The organism is Bradyrhizobium sp. GW821-FHT12B03 (genome assembly GCF_058807535.1).
This window is the reverse complement of record NZ_JBXAQU010000038.1, coordinates 1-21,869: the sequence shown is the minus strand read 5'-3', so window position 1 is coordinate 21,869 and position 21,869 is coordinate 1. Positions and strand designations below refer to the sequence as shown.

24 protein-coding genes are annotated in these 21,869 nt (G+C 64.3%); 9 read left to right on the top strand and 15 right to left on the bottom strand.

All coding sequences use genetic code 11. The annotated features are described in order from the left end of the window. Nucleotides 1-170: 170 nt before the first annotated feature. From AC1RUR_RS37840 to AC1RUR_RS37825, 4 genes are all read right to left on the bottom strand, one after another. The gene (locus AC1RUR_RS37840; protein ID WP_492853219.1) at nt 171-1,208 is read right to left on the bottom strand and encodes an aspartate-semialdehyde dehydrogenase; all 1,038 of its coding nucleotides are present in this window, start codon (nt 1,206-1,208) and stop codon (nt 171-173) included. 232 nt (nt 1,209-1,440) lie between these two features. Then, nucleotides 1,441-2,043: a PepSY domain-containing protein gene (locus tag AC1RUR_RS37835; protein ID WP_492853218.1), complete on the bottom strand. Its 603-nt coding sequence runs from the start codon at nt 2,041-2,043 to the stop codon at nt 1,441-1,443. A 252-nt stretch (nt 2,044-2,295) separates the two neighbouring features. Further along, nucleotides 2,296-3,042, bottom strand: coding sequence for a TetR/AcrR family transcriptional regulator (locus tag AC1RUR_RS37830; RefSeq protein WP_492853217.1), 747 nt, complete (start codon nt 3,040-3,042; stop codon nt 2,296-2,298). A 135-nt stretch (nt 3,043-3,177) separates the two neighbouring features. Next, nucleotides 3,178-4,335 carry a patatin-like phospholipase family protein gene (locus tag AC1RUR_RS37825; protein ID WP_492853216.1) on the bottom strand — a complete coding sequence of 386 codons (1,158 nt, stop codon included), beginning with the start codon at nt 4,333-4,335 and terminating at the stop codon, nt 3,178-3,180. Between the two features lie 231 nt (nt 4,336-4,566). On the opposite strand from AC1RUR_RS37825, the gene tgt reads away from it, so the two are divergent. Continuing rightward, nucleotides 4,567-5,715: a tRNA guanosine(34) transglycosylase Tgt gene (tgt, locus tag AC1RUR_RS37820; protein WP_492853215.1), complete on the top strand. Its 1,149-nt coding sequence runs from the start codon at nt 4,567-4,569 to the stop codon at nt 5,713-5,715. 12 nt (nt 5,716-5,727) lie between these two features. Here the strand turns inward: tgt and AC1RUR_RS37815 are convergent, their stop codons facing one another. Further along, nucleotides 5,728-5,946: a hypothetical protein gene (locus tag AC1RUR_RS37815; protein ID WP_092181494.1), complete on the bottom strand. Its 219-nt coding sequence runs from the start codon at nt 5,944-5,946 to the stop codon at nt 5,728-5,730. Between the two features lie 214 nt (nt 5,947-6,160). Next, nucleotides 6,161-7,267, bottom strand: a complete 1,107-nt coding sequence (locus AC1RUR_RS37810) for an acyltransferase family protein (protein WP_492853214.1) — start codon at nt 7,265-7,267, stop codon at nt 6,161-6,163. Nucleotides 7,268-7,644: 377 nt separating this feature from the next. Here AC1RUR_RS37810 and cysK point away from each other — a divergent pair, with 377 nt between their 5' ends. Both cysK and AC1RUR_RS37800 read left to right on the top strand, forming a co-directional pair. Beyond that, nucleotides 7,645-8,622 carry a cysteine synthase A gene (gene cysK / locus AC1RUR_RS37805; RefSeq protein WP_492853213.1) on the top strand — a complete coding sequence of 326 codons (978 nt, stop codon included), beginning with the start codon at nt 7,645-7,647 and terminating at the stop codon, nt 8,620-8,622. Nucleotides 8,623-8,625: 3 nt separating this feature from the next. Further along, nucleotides 8,626-8,868 carry a BrnA antitoxin family protein gene (locus AC1RUR_RS37800; RefSeq protein ID WP_492853212.1) on the top strand — a complete coding sequence of 81 codons (243 nt, stop codon included), beginning with the start codon at nt 8,626-8,628 and terminating at the stop codon, nt 8,866-8,868. A gap of 14 nt (nt 8,869-8,882) precedes the next feature. Here the strand turns inward: AC1RUR_RS37800 and solA are convergent, their stop codons facing one another. From solA to AC1RUR_RS37785, 3 genes are all read right to left on the bottom strand, one after another. Then, on the bottom strand, nt 8,883-10,052 hold the full coding sequence (gene solA, locus AC1RUR_RS37795; RefSeq protein ID WP_492853211.1) for an N-methyl-L-tryptophan oxidase: 1,170 nt from the start codon (nt 10,050-10,052) through the stop codon (nt 8,883-8,885). A 271-nt stretch (nt 10,053-10,323) separates the two neighbouring features. Further along, nucleotides 10,324-11,754 carry a caspase family protein gene (locus AC1RUR_RS37790; protein ID WP_492853210.1) on the bottom strand — a complete coding sequence of 477 codons (1,431 nt, stop codon included), beginning with the start codon at nt 11,752-11,754 and terminating at the stop codon, nt 10,324-10,326. Nucleotides 11,755-11,958: 204 nt separating this feature from the next. Next, nucleotides 11,959-12,834 carry a DMT family transporter gene (locus tag AC1RUR_RS37785; RefSeq protein WP_492853209.1) on the bottom strand — a complete coding sequence of 292 codons (876 nt, stop codon included), beginning with the start codon at nt 12,832-12,834 and terminating at the stop codon, nt 11,959-11,961. 147 nt (nt 12,835-12,981) lie between these two features. Here AC1RUR_RS37785 and AC1RUR_RS37780 point away from each other — a divergent pair, with 147 nt between their 5' ends. Next, a complete protein-coding gene (locus AC1RUR_RS37780; RefSeq protein ID WP_492853208.1) occupies nt 12,982-13,380 on the top strand; it encodes a RidA family protein in 399 nt (132 codons plus the stop codon). Between the two features lie 53 nt (nt 13,381-13,433). Here the strand turns inward: AC1RUR_RS37780 and AC1RUR_RS37775 are convergent, their stop codons facing one another. The 3 genes from AC1RUR_RS37775 to AC1RUR_RS37765 all read right to left on the bottom strand — a co-directional run bounded on the left by AC1RUR_RS37775 (nt 13,434) and on the right by AC1RUR_RS37765 (nt 15,046). Beyond that, nucleotides 13,434-13,979, bottom strand: a complete 546-nt coding sequence (locus AC1RUR_RS37775; protein WP_492853207.1) for a hypothetical protein — start codon at nt 13,977-13,979, stop codon at nt 13,434-13,436. Next, the gene (locus AC1RUR_RS37770; RefSeq protein WP_271565868.1) at nt 13,924-14,274 is read right to left on the bottom strand and encodes a hypothetical protein; all 351 of its coding nucleotides are present in this window, start codon (nt 14,272-14,274) and stop codon (nt 13,924-13,926) included. Before AC1RUR_RS37770 ends, AC1RUR_RS37775 begins: the two co-directional genes overlap by 56 nt. A gap of 184 nt (nt 14,275-14,458) precedes the next feature. After that, nucleotides 14,459-15,046, bottom strand: coding sequence for a formyltransferase family protein (locus AC1RUR_RS37765; RefSeq protein WP_492853206.1), 588 nt, complete (start codon nt 15,044-15,046; stop codon nt 14,459-14,461). A gap of 189 nt (nt 15,047-15,235) precedes the next feature. Here AC1RUR_RS37765 and AC1RUR_RS37760 point away from each other — a divergent pair, with 189 nt between their 5' ends. The 3 genes from AC1RUR_RS37760 (at nt 15,236) to AC1RUR_RS37750 (ending at nt 16,594) form a co-directional block, all read left to right on the top strand. Further along, nucleotides 15,236-15,520, top strand: coding sequence for a hypothetical protein (locus AC1RUR_RS37760; RefSeq protein ID WP_492853205.1), 285 nt, complete (start codon nt 15,236-15,238; stop codon nt 15,518-15,520). Between the two features lie 339 nt (nt 15,521-15,859). Further along, nucleotides 15,860-16,078 carry a hypothetical protein gene (locus tag AC1RUR_RS37755; protein ID WP_492853204.1) on the top strand — a complete coding sequence of 73 codons (219 nt, stop codon included), beginning with the start codon at nt 15,860-15,862 and terminating at the stop codon, nt 16,076-16,078. A gap of 162 nt (nt 16,079-16,240) precedes the next feature. Further along, nucleotides 16,241-16,594, top strand: a complete 354-nt coding sequence (locus AC1RUR_RS37750; RefSeq protein WP_492853203.1) for a hypothetical protein — start codon at nt 16,241-16,243, stop codon at nt 16,592-16,594. Nucleotides 16,595-16,654: 60 nt separating this feature from the next. Here AC1RUR_RS37750 and AC1RUR_RS37745 read toward each other — a convergent pair whose 3' ends face one another. From AC1RUR_RS37745 to AC1RUR_RS37735, 3 genes are all read right to left on the bottom strand, one after another. Beyond that, nucleotides 16,655-16,957: a hypothetical protein gene (locus AC1RUR_RS37745; protein ID WP_492853202.1), complete on the bottom strand. Its 303-nt coding sequence runs from the start codon at nt 16,955-16,957 to the stop codon at nt 16,655-16,657. Nucleotides 16,958-17,049: 92 nt separating this feature from the next. Further along, nucleotides 17,050-19,092 carry an acetoacetate--CoA ligase gene (locus tag AC1RUR_RS37740; RefSeq protein ID WP_492853201.1) on the bottom strand — a complete coding sequence of 681 codons (2,043 nt, stop codon included), beginning with the start codon at nt 19,090-19,092 and terminating at the stop codon, nt 17,050-17,052. 500 nt (nt 19,093-19,592) lie between these two features. Further along, nucleotides 19,593-19,820, bottom strand: coding sequence for a hypothetical protein (locus tag AC1RUR_RS37735; protein WP_492853200.1), 228 nt, complete (start codon nt 19,818-19,820; stop codon nt 19,593-19,595). A 241-nt stretch (nt 19,821-20,061) separates the two neighbouring features. On the opposite strand from AC1RUR_RS37735, the gene AC1RUR_RS37730 reads away from it, so the two are divergent. Together AC1RUR_RS37730 and AC1RUR_RS37725 are read left to right on the top strand one after the other, a co-directional pair. Continuing rightward, nucleotides 20,062-21,159, top strand: a complete 1,098-nt coding sequence (locus AC1RUR_RS37730; RefSeq protein ID WP_492853199.1) for an AI-2E family transporter — start codon at nt 20,062-20,064, stop codon at nt 21,157-21,159. Nucleotides 21,160-21,303: 144 nt separating this feature from the next. Continuing rightward, the gene (locus tag AC1RUR_RS37725) at nt 21,304-21,696 is read left to right on the top strand and encodes an NUDIX hydrolase (protein WP_492853198.1); all 393 of its coding nucleotides are present in this window, start codon (nt 21,304-21,306) and stop codon (nt 21,694-21,696) included. Nucleotides 21,697-21,869 lie beyond the last annotated feature (173 nt).

The window sequence follows — 21,869 nt, the reverse complement described above, 5'->3', positions numbered from 1 at the left end:
CTTGCCGCGATGTCCGTGCTGTGGCTCCGTTACAGCTTCGAATGGACGTCAACGCCCATGACGCAGTAGTATTAGCCGTAAGGCGTAACCCACCACTTCTGTTTCCGCAGATAGAGACAGTGGTGGGTTACGCTACGCTAACCCACCCTACGCACTACGTACCTGCTTCGTTACGCCATCACCCGCTGCGGCAACAGCTCCGCGATCTGCACCGCGTTCAGCGCGGCGCCCTTCAGCAGCTGATCCGCCGCCACGAACATCGAGATCGAATGCCCGCTGGGATCGCTGAGGTCCTTGCGGATGCGGCCGACCAGGACGTCATCCTGGCCCGAGGCGTCGATCGGCATCGGGAAGTAGTTCTTCACGCGGTCGTCGACGACCTTCACGCCGGGCGCCCGCGCCATGATGGCGCGGACCTGGTCCTCGCTGATCGGCTTCTCGCATTCGAAGGTGATGGCCTCGCAATGCGCGCGCAATACCGGTACGCGGACGCAGGTCACACCGATCGCGATCGTCTCGTCCTCGAAGATCTTGCGGGTTTCCTTGATCACCTTGGTCTCTTCGTCGTTGTAGCCGGTCTCGGGGTCGACCGCCGTGTTGTGGTTGAAGAGATTGAAGGCGTAGGGGTGCGGCATCACCTTCGGCGTATAGACCTGCCCGTTGAGGCTGGCGCGGGTGGACTCGACGAGCTCGTCCATCGCGGCGGCGCCGGCGCCGGAGGCCGCCTGGTAGGTCGAGATGATGACGCGCTTGATCCGGTTCTTCTGGTGGATCGGCCAGAGCGGCACCAGCGCGGTGATCGCGGCGCAGTTCGGGTTGGCGATGATGCCCTTGTGGTCGCGGATGCGGCCCGCGTTGACCTCCGGGATCACCAGCGGCACGTTCGGATCCATCCGGAAGGCGGAGGAGTTGTCGACCACGACGGCGCCCGCCTTGACCGCAATCGGTGCAAACTTCTTCGAGATACTGCCGCCGGCGGAGAACAGGGCGATATCGACGCCCTCGAAGGCACGCTCTGTCAATTCTTCAATGACGACGTTCTGGCCGCGGAACGACACCGTCTTGCCGGCCGAGCGGGCGCTCGCCAGTGCCTTGAGCTTGCCGACGCGAAAGCCGCGCTTGTCCATGGTGGCGATGAATTCGGCGCCCACCGCACCGGTGACGCCGACAATCGCGACGACGGGATCGTTACTCACTTTGTCCTCCATTGAATTGCGATTTAGACAACAAAAAAGCCCCGGACCATCATGGGCGGGGCTTCGGTAGAGCTGATTGCGTTCTAGTCGACGACTACAAGCGCACGCCTCCCCGGGCCCCGAAGGCCGTGGTGGTTTTGGTCGTGCGTTTGGTGGTCGTGAACATGGCGGCGACTTATGCGGGAGAGTCTTGCGCCCGTCAATGGCTTTTCGGCGGGATTGTGGCCGTGGCCGGGACCGGTCTCTACTTCGTCCGTGCGCCCGGCGGCTCCAGGAGGACCTCCTTGAGGTCGTCGCCGCTGATCACCACGATCGCGAAATTGAGCCGGCCGCGCTCGCGCACCAGGCCACCGCTGATCGCCTTGCCCGATGCGGCGCGCTCGGCGACGCGCACGGCATCGGCGAGGCGGTGCCTGATCGCGCCGAGCGCTGCGAGGTTGTCGCGGTCTTCATGGTCGAGCTCGGCGAGGGGAAGGGCGGCTTCGCCGCCGACGAGTTCGCCGGTCGCCGCATTGATGGTGTGGCGCCAGATCCGGTCGTTATGCAGGGTCTTCACCCGGTAGACCGGCACGCCGGAGGCGCCGTCAAAGCTCACGTCTGCCGTCGTGGCGCCGGCGTGGCGGGCCTCGGCAATCGCCATGGCCTGGCTGATCGAGATCGATGAGCCGCGGAAGCGCTCGATCTCGCGGCTGACAGCTTGGCGGTCCGCCTCGGCGTCACCATCTGTGTCGCTGTGAAGTGCGGTCGGCGTACCCGTGGTGACGATCGCCTGCGCCGGCGCGACAAGGAGGAGTGCGGGCAGGGCGATCGCAAGCAGTCGCGAGGTCCATCGTTTGGCTATCGTCATGCTCGAAACCTTTGGTCGGCGAGCGGACCCGATCATCCGAAAGAAGATCGCGGCCGGCCTTGGGCATCGGCCGGCCGCGGAGCGTCGTGGCGGGCTATACCCGTCGCGGCGATCGAAGCGGTACGGACCTCTTTGGGGCTGGTGAAAAAGCGGCCCGTCCCGACTTATAACTAAACCATACCGTATCGTTTTATTTTGGTCAATGGCGTGGCGTGGGTCCCCTTGGGGATAGATCGCAACCTCACGGAATTGTCAGCGGGACGAGCGTCGCCGCGGCGTGCCCTTGGTGGCGTCCTGGACGCGGTCGGCAGGACCCAGCGCACCGGCCAGGAACAGCTTGATCGCCGTACGCATCCGCTTTTCAGCGGACTTCAGCTCCAGCGCCGTTCCGAACGTCGCCATGCGGTGGGTGTGACCGACGACGACATCGAGAAACACCTCCGCTGCGATGGTGGTGTCTTCGATATCGAGCGCGCCTTGCGCCACCAGATGGTCGAAGAAGCGCGCCGTCGTGGCGACAGCCTTGAGCCAGCCTTCCTCCATGCCGAGCTTGGCGATATCGGGGAAATTGATGGCCTGTGACGTCATCATGCGGCTGAAGGCGACGGCATCGGGCCCGCAGGTGAAGCTCAGCATCTCGCGCCCGACCTCGACCAGCCGCTGCTCGACGGAGATGTCCGAGGCGCTGGAAAGCTGGGTCTCGGCGGCCGCCGACAGCGGCGCGAGCCAGCGCGCGATCTCGCGCCTCAGCACGGCGGCAAACAGGCCGCGCTTGTCGCCGTAACGGGAATAGACGGTGGGTTTGCTCACCCGGGCCGCTTCCGCGACAGCATCGAGCGAGGTGGCGTCGAAGCCGCGGTCGAGGAACAGGCGGGTCGCGACCTCGATCAGCCGCTGGTCGCGCTCGATGGCGGCGGTCTTGGTCGGCCGGCCGCCGCGCGATTTCGGCACCTCGCGCCGCGGCGTTGCCGGTCTTGCCTTGGTCGCAGTCAATCCCATGCCCAATGATTCCTGCGCGGTCGTGACGTCAATCATTGCTCTATAACGCGCAGGAGCGGGAGCGTCATCGCGAATCTGGCCGAGTTGGCCGTATCGTCAACGGTCTCGATACGACCTCGTTCCGTCGCCGGGGTCTCATGGCACCGCCGAAGTCCAGGCCTGGCCGGCGGCCGCCTTCTCATATCCGTACTGATAGAGCGCCCGCATATAGGCGGTGTCGAACCCTTCCGAAGGCGGCGCCGGGTAGTCGCGCGCGATGTAGGAGAGGTGGAAGCCCAGGTGATTGCGCTTGGCGAAATCATAGGTCGAGAAGATGATCGAGCGCGTCTGCGACTGCGTGATCGACGACAGGCTGCGCGAGGCGACGTCGATGGTGCTGTTGGACACGAGTTCGAAATTGCGTTCGATCTTCTTGTTGACGAGGATGTAGATGTCCATCTTCGCACTGCCTGGCAGCCGGCTGCCCTGGAACAGCAAGGCTTCCGGCAGCGTCAGCACCGGCGCCGTCACGCCGCCGTCGACGTGCATCTCCTGAAATCTGCGGCCCTGGCCTTCGGCGTCGATCATGATCGGTGGAAATACCAGGGGAATGCTGGCGGAGGCCGCCATCACGTCGCGAAACAGCTTGAGCGCCTCGGGCGTGCCGACCTCGGCGATCTTGCCCATGTTCCAGATCGCGGTCCGCTGGGTGTCCAGGTCGGTCGTCACGATCAGCAGACGTCGGCCCTTGGCGTTTTCACGCGCGACCTGCGCCAGGATCTCCGGCCCGACATAGCGGGCGACGAGCTCGCGCAGCCGCGTATTGCCGAACAGGCCGGATCCGAACAGCACGCGCATGATGCTTGGATCGTTCAGGAGGCTCTCCGCGATGCCGCTTGTGTAGACCTCCTTCAACGTGTCGTCATAGTGCGAACCGAGAAACGCAAAGGGCGCGATCAGGCCGCCGGTGCTCACGCCCGAGACGACCGAGAAGGTGGGACGGGTCCTGGCCGCGGTCCAGCCGTTGAGCACGCCGACGCCATAGGCGCCGTCGGCGCCGCCACCGGAGAGCGCCAGATAGGACTGTGTCGCGGTGCTGGGCTCTTTCTCGAAGTTGAATTTCGTAACGGGATCGTCGGCGTAGCGGCGCAGGCCGTCGATATCGAGCACGCGCGATGTGCTCGCCTCGGCGGCGGTATAGGGCGTGCGGGGCAGGGAGGTGCAGGCGCCGAGCGCCAGGATGCAGGCCAGGACCAGAAATCCGGTCAGGCGGGCGCCTGTCTGCCTCATCCAGCCATGCGAGGGGCCGGACATTACGTTCGAACATGCAGCGGGGGGCATCGTCAGTGGCTGGGAATCACGCATATGTGGCCGCCGGCAATTTCGCCGCGCCATCTCGTACAGCCCCAAGATAAAACTACACGGTATCGTTTTATTTAACAAGCGCGGAGGGTCTGAATAAACGCGTCAAATGTGTCCCAGTCTGAACCAAGGCGCGGTGCGAGCGGGTTGATCGGCTTCTGCCGACACGCAATAAGCACCGCCATGACTCTCCCCAAAACCGATCTTCCCAATCATTTCGAACTGCTCGCCACCGACGGCGCCGCGCGGGCCGGCCGCCTGACCACGCCCCATGGCGTGGTGCGGACGCCGGCCTTCATGCCTGTCGGAACCGCCGGTGCCATGAAGGGCATGCACTGGCGCGAGGTGCGCGATGCCGGCGCCGACATCGTGCTCGGCAACACCTATCATCTGATGCTGCGTCCCGGTGCCGAGCGGATCGCGGCGCTGGGCGGCCTGCAGCGGTTCACCGGCTGGAACGGGCCGATGCTGACGGATTCCGGCGGCTTCCAGGTGATGTCGCTGGCGGACCTGCGCAAGGTCAGCGAGCACGCCGTCACCTTCCGCTCGCATATCGACGGCGCCAAGGTCGAGCTGTCGCCGGAGCGCTCGATCGAGGTGCAGCGTTTCCTCGGCTCCGACATCGCCATGCAGATGGACGAATGCGTGCGGCTGCCGGCCGAGCGCGACGATATCGACCGTGCGATGCAGCTGTCGCTGCGCTGGGCCGAGCGAAGCAAGCGCGCCTTCGAGAGCGCGCCCGCCGGCTACATGCTGTTCGGTATCGTACAGGGCGGCGACATACCGCAGCTGCGTCATGCCAGCGCCAGGGGCCTCGTCGAGATCGGCTTCCACGGCTATGCGATCGGCGGCCTCGCCGTCGGCGAGCCGCAGGCCGTGATGCTGGCGATGATCGACGAGACCGCACCGCTGCTGCCGAAAGAGCGACCGCGCTATCTGATGGGTGTCGGCACGCCAGACGACATCCTCGAAGCGGTGAAGCGCGGCATCGACATGTTCGATTGCGTGATGCCGACGCGGAACGGCCGGCACGGCGTCGCCTTCACCCGCTTCGGCCAGGTGAATCTGCGCAACGCGCGCCACGCCGACGATCCGCGTCCGCTCGACGAACAAAGTTCATGGCCCTCGACGCGCAACTGCGCGCGCGCCTACCTGCATCATCTCGTCAAGGCGGGCGAGACGCTGGGGGCGATGCTGTTGTCCGAGATCAATATTGCCTACTACCAGTCCCTGATGCAGGGCATCAGGGACGCGATCGCACACGGGACGTTCGAGGAGTTCTATCAGCGTACGCGCGAGGACTGGGCGAGGGGCGACATCGCCCCGCGCTAGGTCGACTGAGGGTCAGTTGCACACGATCCGGTGCTTGACGGCATGCTTGGTCACGAAGCCGTAGCCGCAATTGTCGCAGGTCCAGAGATAGCTGATCATGTGGTCCGAGACGTAGGCGGATGCTTCGGCGGCGACCATGGAGTCGGCGCAGACGGGACAGGTCGGCAACTCGCTGCAACGCGGATCGCGGTTCGGCGCGACGGTCGACAACACTTCAGCAACTGCTGACATCGTGGTGACCTCCCTGCTTTGAGACGTAAGTCTAACATAAGCAGAAGTCGTTGACGAGGTCGCAACACAAAAGCGTTGGCTTTTATAAAATTGGCGTCACTGCAACGTGTCCTGATGCCGGCGTCACGGTTCGGCGTGTTCAGCTATCGCAGCGCAAACAATTCGTGTGCATTGCGATAATTCGCCGCGCGGCTTCGCGCGTCGTAACGTTCGATCAGCGCGACGCGCTTTGTCGGCCGAGGGCCGGCGCGAGAGCGACGGGCCTGCTGCGGTCCGAGCGGAGCTTGCGGGCGAACGAGATCCAGGGCTTCTCGACGAGGGAATATGTCATCCAGCTGACCAAAATCGACGACGTCACGACCGCGGTGACGAAGGCGAACCATCCGAGTGGCCCGTCGCCAAGCCAGGCGTAACGGTGGATCCAGACCATGGCGAACGGGGACATCAGATAGACCGAATAGCTGACGAGGCCGACGAATGCGAGCGGGCGCCAGGCCATCCTTTCGCCGAACGCGGCGAATGCGACAAAGACGAGGGCCGCACAGACATAGGCCGCCCCAATCGAATAGCTGTAGAAGAAGTCCTCCTCATAGACCCCGCCATAGCGCCTGCTGGCCAGCGTGATCGCGAAGACGGCGTAAAGCGCCGTGCAGGCGGCCACATGCCGCCACCGCAGCTCTCCGCCGACGACAGTGTCGCGAATGATCTTGCCGAGGAACATCGCTGAAAGGTTCAACCCGGCCTCAATCACGATCCAGGCCGCCCTGTTCTCGATCAGAAGAGCCACCGTCGTCCCGACCAGGGCGGTTGCAGCGACGATCGCGACCGCGGTGAGGCGCCGCTTCAGCAGTCCTGCCGAGAAGAGAACGATGCAGGCCACGTAGAACAGCAGCTCGATCGTCAGCGTCCAGTAGAAGTCCCAGAGGTGAGGGACCTCCAGGAAGGTCTGGAGCATCGTGAAGTTCGCGGCGATCTGCGACAGGGAATAGGTCTTGGAGTCGACCACTTGCATCGTGACCAGTCCGATCGCGATCGAGGTCCAGTAGGCCGGGTACAGCCGGAAGAAACGACTGATCGAGAAGTCGTTCACGGGATTGGCGCTGTCCGGAAAGCTGAACGGAATGACGAAGCCGCTGACGAGGAAAAACAGCACGACGCCGAACCGGCCGAAATTCATGTAGTAGCCGATCGCGTCGTGAAGGATCGAATGATACGCGCCGGTCGGGTGTTCCCGCACGATCACCTCGAGCGCATGCTGGACCACCACCGACAGGACGGCGATGCCGCGCAGCGTGTCGATGAATGCAAGCCGTCGATGCATCACGCGTTCTCTGCCGCTCCCGTCCATTCGGGATGTTCTGGGCACCCCGCCCAATGATCGGATCGGCTGCGGCAGCCCCGCCGCGACCGCGATCGGACGGCGCCTGTCGGAGGGTATCTGGCTAAGGCACGAGCGCTGATCCGACGGCAGGACGCTGGCCGGCAGTTCAGCATGGCAATCGTGAAAAGATTGATAACGGGGAGAGAAACAACCTTGAGTTTTTCGGATATTGCGGGCCCGACTGGCCGGCTCACGTAATCTTGCCATGCAGCGGGTACCGCCCGGGCCGGATTGCCGCTTGCGTGGCGCCACAAGCTGTCGGTAACTGCGCAGGGGGCTGCGACAGACGCGCAAATTGTCGCCACAGGGAGTTCATGATGGACGCATCGTCCAAAACGGGTGCAGTGCACCAACCCGGCCGCGGCCGGATCTACTCTTCGATCGTCGAGGCCTTTGGCGACACGCCGATCGTGCGCTTGCGTCGGCTGCCGGGCATGCACGGCGTGGATGCGACGATCTTGGCAAAACTAGAGTACTTCAACCCGGCCGCGAGCGTGAAGGACCGCATCGGCGCGGCCATGATCGTCGCCATGGAGAAGGCCGGTATCGTCAAGCCCGATACCGTGCTGATCGAGCCAACCTCGGGCAATACCGGCATCGCGCTCGCCTTTGTGGCGGCCTCGCGCGGCTACCGGCTCAAGCTTGTGATGCCGGAGTCCATGTCGATCGAGCGGCGCAAGATGCTGGCCTTTCTCGGCGCCGAGCTGGTGCTGACCCCGGCAGCACAAGGCATGAAGGGCGCGATCGCCGCTGCCGAGGAGCTGGTGAAGACGACACCGAACGCGGTGATGCCGCAGCAGTTCAAGAATCTCGCCAATCCCGAGGTGCACCGCCGCACCACCGCCGAGGAGATCTGGAACGACACCGGCGGCAACATCGATTTCTTCGTCGCCGGCGTCGGCACCGGCGGCACCATCACCGGCGTCGGCCAGGTCCTCAAGCCGCGCAAGCCCTCGCTGCGGGTGGTGGCGGTCGAGCCGGAGGAGAGCCCGGTCCTGTCAGGTGGACAGCATACCCCGCACAAGATCCAGGGCATCGGCGCTGGCTTCGTCCCTGATATCCTCGACCGGTCGGTGATCGACGAGATCGTGAAAATCAACTCGACCACGGCGATCGAGACCTCGCGCGCGCTGGCGCGGCACGAGGGCATTCCGGGCGGCATCTCCTCGGGCGCGGCAATCGCAGCCGCGCTCCAGATCGGCAAGCGGCCGGAAGCTGCGGGAAAAACCATCCTGGCTATAGTGCCGTCCTTCTCCGAGCGGTATCTTTCGACGGCTCTGTTTGAGGGAATCTAGGACATGGCGGATCAACCACCGAGGCGGCCGCGCACGCTTGGCGACGCCAGGACCGAGGCCGAGGCGGCGTTCAAGAAGGTGACGGCCAAGGTCGTCCTGGCGCCGCCGAAGCAGAACGTGGCGCCGGGGATCAAGGAGCAGGTCACGTTGCGCATCGACCAGGACGTGCTGGAGTTCTTCCAGGAAGGCGGCCCCGGCTGGCAGGACCGTATCAACGAGGCGCTGCGCAAGGCGGCGGGGAAGTAGGCTCGCGCCACACGTCACGAAAATCGGGACACGGAGAACGGGCTGAGGTCGATCTCGCTTCGACCGTTGGTCACCATCCCGGCGACGACGTTGCCGATGCCGGCTGAGTGCTTGAAGCCGTGACCGGAGCACGCCGAGACGACAAAGACTCTGTCCTGGTCGGGATGCCGGTCGATGATGAAGCCCCGATCGGGCGTCACCGTATAGATGCAGGCGGCAGCCTGCGCGACGCGCGGCGTGGCGCCCGCGAGCCGCCCCTTGACGTGCTCCCGGTACATCTTGTCCGACTCCGCCGGATCGACGGTGCGGTTGATGGTATCGGCCGTCGTGCTGGTCTCGTACTGCTCGGTCGCGACCTTGAGGCGGCGGTCGCCTGGCAGCGGCGGAAAGCCGTAGAGGTAATCGACGTCCGTCGCGCCATGCATCCAGATGAACACGGGGGCGTTGGCGCGATACGCGCTGGTATCGTCGAGTTCGTACCAATGCAGCACTTGCCGCTTCACTGTGAGCACGCGGTCAAACGGCGTACCGAGCAGGTGAGCATTCCAGCCGCCGGCCGACACCACCACCTGGTCCGCCTCGAATGTGCCTGAGGACGTTTCCACCCGAACGGCGGAGCCTCTCTGGACGATCGAGAGAACTTCGACTCCGGTGCGTATCGTTGCGCCGAGCTGCTCCGCGCGCGTCAGTTGTGCCTTGATGCATCGCTCTGGAAAAACGTATCCCCCGCCGGGCTCGTAATAGGCCTTCTCGTTGCCCTCGAGGTTCAGGAACTGCGGGAAGCGATGAGCCACCTCTCGCCCGTCGATCACTTCATGCGCGATGCCGAAGTCACGAGCTGCGGCAATCGAACGTGCGACGAAATCCGGCTTGCCGTGGTGTGACGTCTCGCCGACGCCGGGCGCCATGACGATGACGCCGCACGGGTTCAGCAGCTCGGCGGACGTCTCGGCTTCAAGCTCACGCCAGATCCGGTGGGTGTCCAGCACCAGGGGCACGTAATCGCGGCCTTCGCCGACGGCCTGCCGGGTGATGCGGGTTTCGCCGTGGCTGGATCCCATGGCGTGGGGAGGGTCAAAGCGGTCGAGGCCGACCGCTTTGACCCCTCGCTTGGCCAATTGATAGAGGGCCGCGCTGCCCATGGCACCGAGGCCGATCACCAGAATGTCCGCTCGCTCGCTCATAATCCGAAGTTGCTCTATTGTTAGGATGATGCGGAGATTGCCTTTGAAATCACCGTATCGACAAGGATGATTCATACAAATAAGCACGGTGCCCGACCGTGGATATCTCTCATCATTGGCGCCGCGCATCGCGGAGATGACTCGCACGAGCATGACGACGCAGGCGATGCCGCGTATCCGGACGCTCGTGCTCTGGTTTACCCAAGATGACTAGCAACGAAAAAGCCCGGCGGTGAGCCGGGCTTTTGTGTGTGAGATATGGCCTTTCGCCTCAGCGGCGGAACATGCCGCCCATCATGCCGCCGACGACGCCGCCGACGAAGGCCGCGCCGGCATCGCCGCCGCCGCTGTTGCGATGCTGAGCCGGTGCCGGTGCGCTCTGGGCCTGTGAGGGGGCACGCCGGGCCGGCTTCGGACTGTCCTCGCTCGCGGTGGCAGGCGCCGCCGCCACGATCTCCGAGAGCAGGGCCTTGTGCTGGAGCTTGTTGAGGTATCCCGTCGACGGATAGCCACGGACGGCCTGCCAGCGCTTCAGCACGGTGCGGGTCTCATCGTTGAATGCGCCTGTGACCTTGGTGTCGAAGCCGAGCCCGTTCAGACGGCGCTGCACGTCGCGGCGCTGTCCCTTGTCGAGGCCGATCTGGTCCTCCGTGAGCTGGCTGGCATCGTCGGTGAAGGTGGCGGGATCAACGCCTGCGTTCAGGTTGCGCGTCGTGGTCGACGGGCCGCTCTTGATCGCGGCAAGCCGCGCCAGCGCCAGCGCCTTGAACTGGCCGTTCGGATAGGTGGAGAGATAGGCGTTGAGCTCTTCCGGCTTGTTGGACTCCTTCACCGAGCGCCAGTACTCGAGCTCGACACTATCGGAGCTGCCGGCCGTCGCCGCCGGCACGTTGCTTGAAGCGGTAGGCGCCGCGTTGGCGACCTGGGTCGTCGGAGCCTGGTTGAGATAGACGGCGCCGATCAGGTTGGTATGGCCCCAGGGAAGCTGGCCCTTGTGGGTCTCCTCATTGACCTGGGCGCGGACCGAGGTCATCGCCTGCTGGATCTCGATGCCGGGCCTGGTGATGTTGTCGATCAGGGCGCGGGTGAACGGGCTGTTGTTGCCCTCCTGGCCGTCGAGCGCGGTCTGGCCCGGGCCGGTTGCGAACGCGATCAGCGTGCCTTCGCCGGACTTCATCTCGGCAAGACCGCTCTGCACGTTGACGCTGCGGGTCGCGGAGTTCGACTTGATCTTGGCGGCGAACGGATTGTCGCGGCAGGCATCGAGGAAGACGAGCTTGACCTTGGCATCGCCCATGGTCTGCTCCAGCGTCAGATCGATGTTGATGGCCGCGCCCAGCTTAACGTCCATCTCCGACTTGATGTCGGCGTCAACCGGCAGGAGATAGTTGCTGCCGCTGACGGCAATGCCGTGGCCGGCATAATAGAACAATGCGATGTCGGAACCCTGCGCCTTGCGGCCGAAGTCCAGGAGCTTCTCCGTCATCTGATCGCGCGTGAGGTTTGATCCTTCGATCACTTCGAAGCCGACATTGCGCAGCGTCGATGCCATCGCCTTGGCGTCGATCGGCGGGTTCGGCAATTGCGCGACGTTCTTGTAGGTGCCGTTGCCGACGACGAATGCAACGCGGCGGTCCGCCTTTGCGGCGCTGACCGACAGTGCCATGCACATCAGCGAGACGAGGATGGTGAGGTAGCGCATCTGAAATCCCCAACAGAATCGTATTGCAGACAGCAACAAATTGGCAGCGAACCTACACGAAAACCCACGGCTTCGCGCTAGCAAAACGACGTTCACCCAACCCATTGCCTTGCGGCCGAACGTGTCACACGATGGAATGCCCCTCCAACGTGATCCAGATCACGGTTGACCACTTTGTTTTGTCGCGCGAGGCGGTGCGCCGGTTCACTGCGCGCGGGCCGGAACCGGGCCGGCCGGCTTCAGATTCAGGAGGTTGCCGAACAGGATCAGCGCGGCACCGAGCACCGTCCAGCCGTCGAGCCGCTCCGAATACAGCAGCCAGCCGGCAGCCGCAGTGAGGGGAACCCGCAGGAAGTCCATCGGAACGACCACCGTCGCGTCCGCGTAGCGCATCGCGCTGGCAAGGCAATAATGTGCAAACGTGCCGCAGACCGAGATCACCGCGACCCAGCCCCAGACATAGGTGGGCGGCCAGGCCCAGACGTAGAGCGTCGGAAGGACGCCTGCGACCGACTGCACGACCAGCATCCAGAACAGGACCGCCAGCGCGCTCTCGGTGCGGGTGAGCGATTTGACCAGCGCCATGGACACGCCGAAGCCGACCGCCGCGCCGAGCGCGATCAACTGGCCCTGATTGATCTCGCCGGTTGCGGGGCGCACGATGACGATCACGCCGACGAGGCCGAGCACGATCGCGGCGATCTTCCACGATGTCATGCGCTCCGACAGGAAGCTGGCGGCAAGGATCGCGGTCCAGATCGGCATCGTGAATTCGATCGCCACCACCTGGCCGATCGGAATCAGCGTCAGTGCGAAAAACCAGCCGAGCTGTGAGACGTAGTGGATCAGGTTGCGCGCGATGTGCTGGGGCAGGCGCGCGGTCTTGAGCGTTGCGAAGCCGCCGGCGCGCCGGATCATCGGATAAAGCAAGCAGATGCCGAGCAGCGAGCGCACCTCCTGCACCTGGAAGACGTTCATCTCGCGCACCGCCTCGCGTCCCGCGACCGCCATCACCAGCGTCAACGACAGCCAGCCGGCCATCCACAATGCAGCCATCGTCTTGGACGGAGGATTGGTCATGGGCGCGAGATGCAACCGGAAAGGGCGTTGGAAGGCAGGTCGGTATCAGCGACATCGGCACGGTTTGCAACGGCCAAAACTGCGGATGCAGCGATGCGCGGGTGCGTGCTAAGGGAAGGTCAACGAGCGAAATGGGAGAAGCAGCTCATGCGTATCTTGCAGCCGGACGAATGGAAAAAACCGCGCGGCTTTTCCCACGGCGTCGTGGTCGAGGGGCCGGGCCGGTGGGTGGTGCTGGCCGGGCAGACCGGCGGCGACGAGGCGGGCGACTACGCCCCTGACATGGCGGCGCAGGTCGGGGCCGCGCTGAAGCGGATCATCAAGCTCCTGGGTGAGGCCGGGGCCGGCCCCGAGCATATCGTGCGCCTGACCTGGTACCTGACCAGCCGCAGCGAATACGAGGCCGCAGGTGCCGGCATCGGCGCGGCCTGGAAGGAGACGCTGGGACGCAATTTCCCGCCCTCGACGCTGCTCTATATCGGCGGCCTCGTCGACGACCGGGCCAAGGTCGAGATCGAGGTGACGGCGTTCGTCCCGAACCCATAAAAAAGACCCGGCGAGACTCGCCGGGTCGATGGTCGGATCACTGTGCTGTCATCTTACTTCGACAGCGCGATGTTGGCGCCGCGGAACTGGCTGTCGGCGCGCATCGTGACAGTCTGCTTGTTGCCGCTCGTCTTCAGCGCGAGGTTAGCGTTGAAGCCGGCGGTGGAGACGGCTACGTCGAAATTTCCTCCGCCGCCGCGGCCCTGGAGCGAGCCGGAGATGTTGCGGCTGGCCTCCGACCAGCTGCCGGTGACGGCGCTGCCCTCGGCCTTGACGCTGGCGGCAAGATTGAACTTGTAGGCATCGCTGGCGCAGGTCAGCGACATTTCCATCGTGGGCCCGATCGGGGCGTATTTGGCCCGGCAGCGGATGCGCTCGGTGGAGCCGTCATCCAGAGTGACGGTGCCGCCACCGCTCCAGCTGCCCGCAAGCGCGGCAAACGGGCCGGACTGGGCCCTGCTTTCAGTGTTCACGAACGCTGCCGCAAGCAAAACGGCGGCTGCGATCAGCAGCCGCCGGCTTCCGGCGCGTGCCTCAGTTGGTTTATTGGCGCGATGCTTCCCATCGCCCGCTGCACGGTATGCCTGCAGATGCTCCATTCCACTTCCCCGATCCGGCGTTGCCGCTGAGTTGACCGTTGGCATATGCACCATTGATCGAAACTTTCACAAGACCCTCCCGGCCGATGGTGCCGGAAACGTTAGCGCCGGGCGCGGTGATCTTGCCGTCGGCAACCGTCAGCATCGAGCTCGCAGTCGGCTCGCACGAGCCCGACTTGGTCACGATGGTGACCTGCCAGTTGCCGTCATAGGGGGTCTGGGCGAAGGCGGTGGCGGCGAGGGTGCCGGCAAAAACTGAAGCGGCACAGAACGCCGCGATGCGACCAAAACGCATGAATTCCGTCCTTGAATTTGTCTGATATGCAGACGTTTATTCGGACGAAATGTGACGGAAATTTGTTGCGACGCCAAATCGAAAATTGTTCCTGTGGAAACAATGGTTTATTTGTGTTTTTGGTTCCAATTTTTCAAGCAAAATCAATGCGGCTTCACGTTAAGGGTAAACGCCGGGAGGCGACTCAGGACAAGCTGGGCGCCGACGTCGCGAACTGCTCGTCCTGGGCCTTGGCCGGTAGCGTCTTGTGGACCTTGGCGTAGTCGATCACGTCGGCCAGCAATTTGAGCCCGAGCGGGGCGAGCGCGCGCTCCCAGAGCTCGCGGGCGGTCTCGCCCTTCTTGACGAAGCACCAGTCCTGGGCGGCGATCGCGCCGGCATCCATGCGGTCGGCGAGATGATAGATCGTGCCGCCGGCGATCGGATCGCCTTCCTTGATGGTCCATTCCACGGCAGCCTTGCCGCGGTGACGCGGCAGCAGCGAGGGGTGATAGCCGATCCCGCCGAGCCTGGCTGCGGCGAGCGCGTCCTTGCCGATCCGGGCGTGGCTGTGCGCCGTGATGATCAGATCGGTGTCGGGGGCAATCTCGGAGGCCACCACCAGCTTCGGGTTGGCTTGCACCACCACCTCGATGCCGGCGGCCTTGGCCGCAGCGGCCAGGCGATCCTCGGCGTCGGTCACGACGACCCGCACGATCGAGACGCTGTGCTCCCGGAGCATGTTCAGGGTGACCACGCCGAAATGGCGGGAGCCGACGAGGGTAATGCGCATGGGGGTCCGATCCGTCTCGCAACTGCGTCATACCCCGATAACACGTCCGGGCGCCGTGTCACCACCCGCGGGCCGTTTGCGCCGGTTATCAACAATGCGCCGGGCGCGGGACGCCACGAATTCCACGATTGCGCAGCCGACCCTTCCGATGCTTGCATACGCGCATTGCACGGTATCAGGAGCGCGCGCATGCGAAGTGCGTGGTTTTTCCTTCTGGCAACGCTGGTTGCTGTCACCCCGGCCCATGCCGGCGGGCCATACCCTGCGGTTCCGCCCGAGATCGGCGTCGCCCCGTTCGTTGGTCCGACCTGGGACGCTTATCGTTGCGCCGGGGGACCGGTCTATAATTTCTATCACGGCGCCTATTACGGCGAGGAGCCGCCGGCGCTCCATCGCGGCTACGCCTACCGGCCGCATTACCGCTACAGCGCCTATCGCCGATTGCCGCGCACCTATGTCTGCGTCACCGACTAGCGTTGCCGCAGCGCCACGGTCGGATAGCAAATGGTGGATGGGCCGGTTCCTGTGTTTCGTTGTGAACAGAAGGAATGCCTGGTCTGTCGTTAGAACTGGCATGCACCGGGGCTGGCGACATTTGATTCCGGATCCGTTTTCGAACCCGGCTTTGGCCGCTGGCATGATCGCCAGCGGCTTTTTCATGCTGCGCGCCGCGAAATCATCTGACGGTAACACGTTCTCAACCTGCTTGGCGTATCGACGAATCCGTCGCGGATTTGTATTGCGTACCGCGACACAGAAAATGTCCCGCCGGCGTGGGTGCGCCGCGCGGGCCTTTTCGCCGGGACCGATTTCATGCCGAGCGCGATTGAGCAGATCGTCGACGTCTACGTCCGACTGAAGAACCGGCGCGGCCTCGACGAGTTGATGATGCACCGGCAGCGGCTCGCGGTCGATCTGAAGAGCAGGTCCGGCTATGATTTCAGCCTGCCGATCGGCCAGATCGACGAGGAAATCGCGATCATCGAGGCGGGCCTCAGCCGGCTGAAGGCCGAGAACTCCACGGCGCTCTAGCGCGGCTCCGCAAGGCGACCTCCTGCGAGGGCCAAGGTACGGCACATCGTCGCAGTCCAATTCCGGTTCATGCATGGTTCAGCCCGGCCATGCCTCAATCAGCGGGTCGTTTCGTGGGACGCGAATCCTGCTAGGCTTGTCCCCATCATTAGAGGAAATGTCATGATCGAGCTCGCACTGGCCGGCCTGCTTGCGTTTGCAACCGTGCCTGCGGCATCGCCCGAGCCCCTGGTGGAGCAAGTTCAGTTCAGAGGCGGGCCGGGCGGGCAATGTCCTCATGGCTATGATTTCAACCACTCGAACGGCCGCTGCTATCCCAACGACTATCACGCGCCTGGTTACTACACGGCTCCCCAACCGACCTACCGAGGGCGGGGCTACTATCGAGGCGACTACGGCGGTCCCGAGTACTATGGACGCCGTGGCGGACTCTGTCCTGACGGCTACGACTACAATTATTCGAACGGACAGTGCTTTCCGAACCGCGCCCGCGCGCCCGGCATGTACGGGCGCTAGCGTGCCTGCGGCGCGATGAGATTTGGATGAGTCGTCATCGCGCTTTGCCAGGCGGCTCCCTTAGGAGTGCTTCCCGCCGTCGATTACCGTGAACAGCGGTCGGGCCTTGGTCGGCTCGACCAGCAATTCGTCGACCATGGCGCTGGCGGCCTCGACATACTTCCGTGTGGGCTGGTCGAGCGGCCTCAACGCCTCGTCGTCGAGCGCGACCTTGGCGGCCACGACCAGTTTGCGCATGCGTTCGGAGTGGTCGTCGCCCGAGGTCAGCGTCGCGCGCGCCAGCGAGCGCAGCACGAACAGCTCGCCCTCGAGGCGGAGCAGACGGTCGTTGAGCCTGGTGATGACGGCGTTGAGGTCGGCCATGGCGCACATTCGTTACGGACGATACATCCTGATCTAGCCGTGATCGGTGAACGGAATCCAAACGGCACCGGCGCAATTGGGGCGATCTCCGTTCAGGCCGCGTTCCGCGCCAGATAGTCGCGCGCGAAGGCGAGATACCAGTCAAGGCAGGCTGGGTTGGCCATCGCCTCCTTGTTGATGACCTTCTCGACCGGCTGGCCGAGCAGCAGCTTCTTGACCGGCAGTTCCTGCTTCTTGCCCGAGAGCGTGCGCGGGATCTCGGCGACGGCGAAAATCTCGTTCGGCAGGAAGCGGCGTGACAGGCCGGCCTCGATCGCCTTGTTGATCTTGGCCTGCATTGCGCCGTCGAACGTGACGCCGTCGCGCAGCACGACGAACAGCGGCATGTAGCTGTCGCGGCCGAGATATTCGAGGTCGACGACGAGGGAGTCCAGCACTTCCGGCAGCGCCTCGATCGCGGAATAGAGCTCGCTGGTGCCCATGCGCAGGCCGTGCCGGTTGATGGTGGCATCGCTGCGGCCATAGATGATGCAGGAGCCGTCCGGATTGACCTTGAGCCAATCGCCGTGCCGCCACACCGGCCCGCGGCCGCTGCCGTCGAAATTGTCCGGATAAGTCTCGAAATAGCTGGAGCGGTAGCGCACATCGTCCTTGTCGTTCCAGAAGTAGAGCGGCATCGAGGGCATCGGCTCGGTGCAGACGAGCTCGCCGACCTCGCCCGTGACGGCGCGACCCTGTTCGCTGAAGGCCTCGACGGCGGCCCCCAGCAGGCGGCACTGCATCGCGCCCGGCGTCTGAGGCAGCTCTCGGTTGCCGCCGATGAAGGCGCCGGCGAAATCAGTGCCGCCGGAAATGTTCGCCCACCAGATGTCGGCCTGCGCCGTGCTGCCATTGGTCTTGGACAGTGCGGCGAAGCGGTCGTTGAACCAGGCCTGCGTGTCGGCGCTGAGCGGCGAGCCGGTCGAGCCGAGGCAGCGCAGTCGCGACAGATCGCCGGCGGCGGCAAGATCGATTTCGGCCTTGGCGCAGTTGGCGAAGTACGCCGCGCCCGCGCCGAAGAAGGTCGCTTTCGATTGCGCCACGAAGCGCCATAGCGTGGTCCAGTCCGGCTTGTCCTTGGCTCCGCCGGGGCTGCCGTCGAAGATGCAGCAGGTGGTGCCGCCGAGGAGGCCGCCGACTTGCGAATTCCACATGATCCAGCCGGTCGAAGAGTACCAGTGATAGCGCTCGCCGAAAGAATTTCGGTGATAGGAGCAGCCGATGTCGTTGTGCAGGCCGAGCAGCGCCAGCACCACGATGACGATGCCGCCATGGCCGTGCACGATCGGCTTGGGCAGGCCGGTGGTGCCGCTGGAATAAACGATCCAGAGCGGATGATCGAACGGCAGCCACATCGGCTCGAAGGCGTCGATCGCAGCGCTTGTCATGGCGACAATCTCGGAGAGCAGGGCATCCGGCGCAGCAGGCGCCTCGCTGTGCAGGATGACATGCTCGACGGTGGGGAGCGATCGCCGGAGCTCGGCGACGATGTCGCGCCGGTCATGCCGCCGGCCGGCATAGGTGACGGCGTCGCAGGCGATCAGCACTTTTGGCTCGATCTGCTTGAAGCGGTCGATCACGGCGGGCGCCGCCATGTCCGGTGCGCAGACGCTCCAGACCGCGCCGATAGAGGCGGTCGCGAGAAATGCGATGATGGTCTCGGGGATGTTGGGCAGATAGGCCGCAACGCGGTCGCCGGGCTGGATGCCGTTGTTCTTCAGATGCAGCGCGAGGGCAGCCGCCTTGCGCCGGAGCTCCGGCCAGCTGGTCTCCGTCAGCTTGCCGTCTTCGCCGCCGCTGACGATCGCGGGCAGGCCGGCGGCATCGGCAGCTTCGACATGCCGGAACACCTGACGCGCGTAGTTCACCTGCGCGCCGGGAAACCAGATCGCGCCCGGCATCTTGCGCTCGGTGATCACGGCCGCAAACGGCGTCGGCGATTGCAGGCCGTAATAGTCCCAGATGCTGCGCCAGAACGCATCGAGATCGCGCACCGACCATTGCCGCATGTCCTCGTAGCTCGCAAAGCTGAGGCCGCGCTGCGTGGCAAGCCAGTTGCGATAGAGGGCGATCTGGGGAACGAAAGGAGCGGTCATTGCGTATCGGCTTCAGTTGCAGGCAGGGGAGTCTATCCGGTGTCGCGGCTGAGCAGAAGCGCCAGTTCCTCATCTCTGTGCCACGGCAAACTGCTCGCCGCCGATCCCAGGCCTGATGCCGCGCCGCCGGCTCTGAAGTGCTGGCGTCCGAACGCCTCAAACCAAGAGCTGAAAAACAACCCCATGCACAGTAGCGGGGGTATTGAATGCATTCGTCATTTTCAGTCGCCGCCGAGCAGGCCCTTCTCGGACGTTGTCTGACGCGAACGGCTCACGGATATCGCGACTGCGCGTCGCTCCGCGTCGTCCGAATTTGACACGTCGGGCAAAACACTGGCAGATTGGCATCATCGAAAAATTCGTAACACCCGCGCGGAGAAATCCGCCGCGGGTTTTTTATGTCGGAGCAGTTGCCATGATCAAGGGATCGCTACTGTCCCCGCAACGGCAGGGTTGGCGATCGCAGTAGGAATTTTGCGTGAAGTGTGCGTCGCCCCAGCCTACCACTCCACGTCCGCCCAGCGCCGGCCGAACACGGGGGGCTTGGTCTTCACGGCTTGCCAGCCGAAGAAGTGATGCTTGCCGGACCAGGAGTGCACCACGCCGCTGCAGATGCTGCATTTGAAGCAGCCGGAATGCGCTTCGCTGTGCTCTTCCCTCGTCGCGGTGTAGTTCATGCTGCAACCGGTGCAGGTGAATTCTTCGATCGTCCAGATGCTGTTGGCCATTGCACTGAATGTTTCTTGGGGACCTCGGTGCACGGTAGGCGCGGGCCTTTGCATCGGCGTAAACCGGCGCAGGGAAATCCGGTTAATCGCCGTTAGCCAAGCCGGGCGCTGCGCCCTGGAAGGATTTTCCCGGGTGGAGGCCGGGCGCGAGCCCGCCTTGCCTTGACGCCCGGCCCGTGGCTGGCAATAACGGCTGGACCGTGCAAGTGCCGGAACCCGCGTCGATGTCGCAAGGAAGGTCGTGCCCGTGAAAAGCCTCCGTCAGCTCCTGACGGGAGAGGACATCATCCAGCTCGTGATCCGGCTCGGCCTGCTCGGCCTGCTGATCATCTGGACCTTCCTGATCATCCGCCCGTTCGTGCCGATCCTGGCCTGGAGCGGCGTGCTGGCGGTCGCGTTCTACCCGGCCTTCAGCTGGGTCGCCAAGATGCTCGGCGGCCGGCCCAAGACCGCGGCTGCGATCCTCACCCTGATCACGCTCGGCATCGTCATCGGCCCGGCGACCTGGCTCGGCATCAGCGCGGTGGACGGCGTGCGTGAATTGGCGCGCCAGCTCGGCACCGGCAACGTCGCGCTTCAGTCGGCGCCGGAGCAGCTCAAGTCGTGGCCGGTCGTCGGCCCGTGGCTCTATGACCTCTGGGACCAGGCCCTGAACAACATCCAGGCCGTGTTGCGAGAGGTGGCCCCCTATCTCCAGCCGCTGGCGGGGCCACTGTTGTCGCTCGCGGGCGATGCGGGCGTCGGCACGCTCCAGTTTCTGGTCTCGGTGTTCGTGGCCGGTTTCTTGTTTCCGCATGGGCCGCGGCTCGTGGCCGCCGGTCGCGGCTTCCTGTTTCGCATCGTGCCCGAGCAGACCGAGCATTTCCTCGGGCTCGCAGGCGCGACCATCCGTGCCGTGGCGCAAGGCGTGATTGGCGTCGCGATCGTGCAGGCACTGCTCGCCGGCATCGGCTTCAAGCTCGCGTCCGTGCCGAGCGCCGGTCTGCTCGCCTTCATCGTGCTGCTGCTCTCGATCGTGCAGATCGGTGCCTTCCTCGTGCTGCTGCCCGTGATCATCTGGATATGGACCGCCAAGGACGTGACCACCGCGCTGCTGCTCACGGTGTTTCTCGTCCTAGTCGGCTTCATCGACACCATGTTGAAGCCGCTCGTCATGGGGCGCGGCCTGACCACGCCGACCATCGTGATCTTCGTCGGCGTGATCGGTGGCACGCTCGCCCACGGCATCGTCGGCCTGTTCATCGGGCCGATCATCCTGTCGGTGGCCTGGGAGATGATGATGGCCTGGATCAGGACGGAGGATCGGTCAGGGGCGGGCGCGAAAGCGAGCAAGGGCTGATCTCGCGCCCTCGTACGGCGTGATCTGCCCGCCGTGTCGCAGCTGGCCGACGGCCCGCAGCCTGTGATCAAGGCGCGTCCCGAACTTGTCTATCCGACTAGACAAGTTACGATTGGGACGATTCTATTTTCGATTACGGCAGCAATGGCGAAGTCTTCCAAGCTGGTTGCCGCCAAGCGCGGCAAGGTCTTGTTGGTCAGACGACGGTCGGATGGCCTTTGGATGTTCCCGGGCGGCCGCAAACGTGCGCGCGAGTCCGAGAAGGACTGCCTGCGGCGCGAGATCAAGGAGGAGCTGCCCAAGCTGAAGCTCGGCAGGATCAGCCTCTGGAAGGAAGTGAAGGCCAGGAACAAGCGCTCCGGCCGCAAGATGAGCGATGCGATCTTTATCGCCAAGGGCGCCAGGGGCAGGCTCGCGATCGGCGACAAGAAGGAGATCGACCGCGCCGCCTGGCAGAAGCCGCGCGGCATCCGCCTGACCCCGACCTCGCGCTATATCCGCGACCGCCTGTTTCCAAGGAAGCGGCGGCACAGCTGAGCCAGGGCGTTTACTCTTAAACCCGCGCCGCACTTCGCATGAAGTCCGCTCTGTCTCTGATAGCGGCGCGCAGGCCTACCTCAGTCTAAGTCCGAGTTGGGCCGATTCTGTTGAAAAAGGCGGCGGTTGCGACGCAGAGGGATCAGTGATTCAGTCTGTCTAATTGGCAGGAC

Excerpts from the sequence above, each read along its gene's own strand:
- AC1RUR_RS37840 (WP_492853219.1), bottom strand. The coding sequence starts at position 1,208 with ATGGAGGACAAAGTGAGTAACGATCCCGTCGTCGCGATTGTCGGCGTC.
- AC1RUR_RS37835 (WP_492853218.1), bottom strand. The coding sequence starts at position 2,043 with ATGACGATAGCCAAACGATGGACCTCGCGACTGCTTGCGATCGCCCTG.
- AC1RUR_RS37830 (WP_492853217.1), bottom strand. The coding sequence starts at position 3,042 with ATGGGATTGACTGCGACCAAGGCAAGACCGGCAACGCCGCGGCGCGAG.
- AC1RUR_RS37825 (WP_492853216.1), bottom strand. The coding sequence starts at position 4,335 with ATGTCCGGCCCCTCGCATGGCTGGATGAGGCAGACAGGCGCCCGCCTG.
- tgt (WP_492853215.1), top strand. The coding sequence starts at position 4,567 with ATGACTCTCCCCAAAACCGATCTTCCCAATCATTTCGAACTGCTCGCC.
- AC1RUR_RS37815 (WP_092181494.1), bottom strand. The coding sequence starts at position 5,946 with ATGTCAGCAGTTGCTGAAGTGTTGTCGACCGTCGCGCCGAACCGCGAT.
- AC1RUR_RS37810 (WP_492853214.1), bottom strand. The coding sequence starts at position 7,267 with ATGCATCGACGGCTTGCATTCATCGACACGCTGCGCGGCATCGCCGTC.
- cysK (WP_492853213.1), top strand. The coding sequence starts at position 7,645 with ATGGACGCATCGTCCAAAACGGGTGCAGTGCACCAACCCGGCCGCGGC.
- AC1RUR_RS37800 (WP_492853212.1), top strand. The coding sequence starts at position 8,626 with ATGGCGGATCAACCACCGAGGCGGCCGCGCACGCTTGGCGACGCCAGG.
- solA (WP_492853211.1), bottom strand. The coding sequence starts at position 10,052 with ATGAGCGAGCGAGCGGACATTCTGGTGATCGGCCTCGGTGCCATGGGC.
- AC1RUR_RS37790 (WP_492853210.1), bottom strand. The coding sequence starts at position 11,754 with ATGCGCTACCTCACCATCCTCGTCTCGCTGATGTGCATGGCACTGTCG.
- AC1RUR_RS37785 (WP_492853209.1), bottom strand. The coding sequence starts at position 12,834 with ATGACCAATCCTCCGTCCAAGACGATGGCTGCATTGTGGATGGCCGGC.
- AC1RUR_RS37780 (WP_492853208.1), top strand. The coding sequence starts at position 12,982 with ATGCGTATCTTGCAGCCGGACGAATGGAAAAAACCGCGCGGCTTTTCC.
- AC1RUR_RS37775 (WP_492853207.1), bottom strand. The coding sequence starts at position 13,979 with ATGGAGCATCTGCAGGCATACCGTGCAGCGGGCGATGGGAAGCATCGC.
- AC1RUR_RS37770 (WP_271565868.1), bottom strand. The coding sequence starts at position 14,274 with ATGCGTTTTGGTCGCATCGCGGCGTTCTGTGCCGCTTCAGTTTTTGCC.
- AC1RUR_RS37765 (WP_492853206.1), bottom strand. The coding sequence starts at position 15,046 with ATGCGCATTACCCTCGTCGGCTCCCGCCATTTCGGCGTGGTCACCCTG.
- AC1RUR_RS37760 (WP_492853205.1), top strand. The coding sequence starts at position 15,236 with ATGCGAAGTGCGTGGTTTTTCCTTCTGGCAACGCTGGTTGCTGTCACC.
- AC1RUR_RS37755 (WP_492853204.1), top strand. The coding sequence starts at position 15,860 with ATGCCGAGCGCGATTGAGCAGATCGTCGACGTCTACGTCCGACTGAAG.
- AC1RUR_RS37750 (WP_492853203.1), top strand. The coding sequence starts at position 16,241 with ATGATCGAGCTCGCACTGGCCGGCCTGCTTGCGTTTGCAACCGTGCCT.
- AC1RUR_RS37745 (WP_492853202.1), bottom strand. The coding sequence starts at position 16,957 with ATGGCCGACCTCAACGCCGTCATCACCAGGCTCAACGACCGTCTGCTC.
- AC1RUR_RS37740 (WP_492853201.1), bottom strand. The coding sequence starts at position 19,092 with ATGACCGCTCCTTTCGTTCCCCAGATCGCCCTCTATCGCAACTGGCTT.
- AC1RUR_RS37735 (WP_492853200.1), bottom strand. The coding sequence starts at position 19,820 with ATGGCCAACAGCATCTGGACGATCGAAGAATTCACCTGCACCGGTTGC.
- AC1RUR_RS37725 (WP_492853198.1), top strand. The coding sequence starts at position 21,304 with ATGGCGAAGTCTTCCAAGCTGGTTGCCGCCAAGCGCGGCAAGGTCTTG.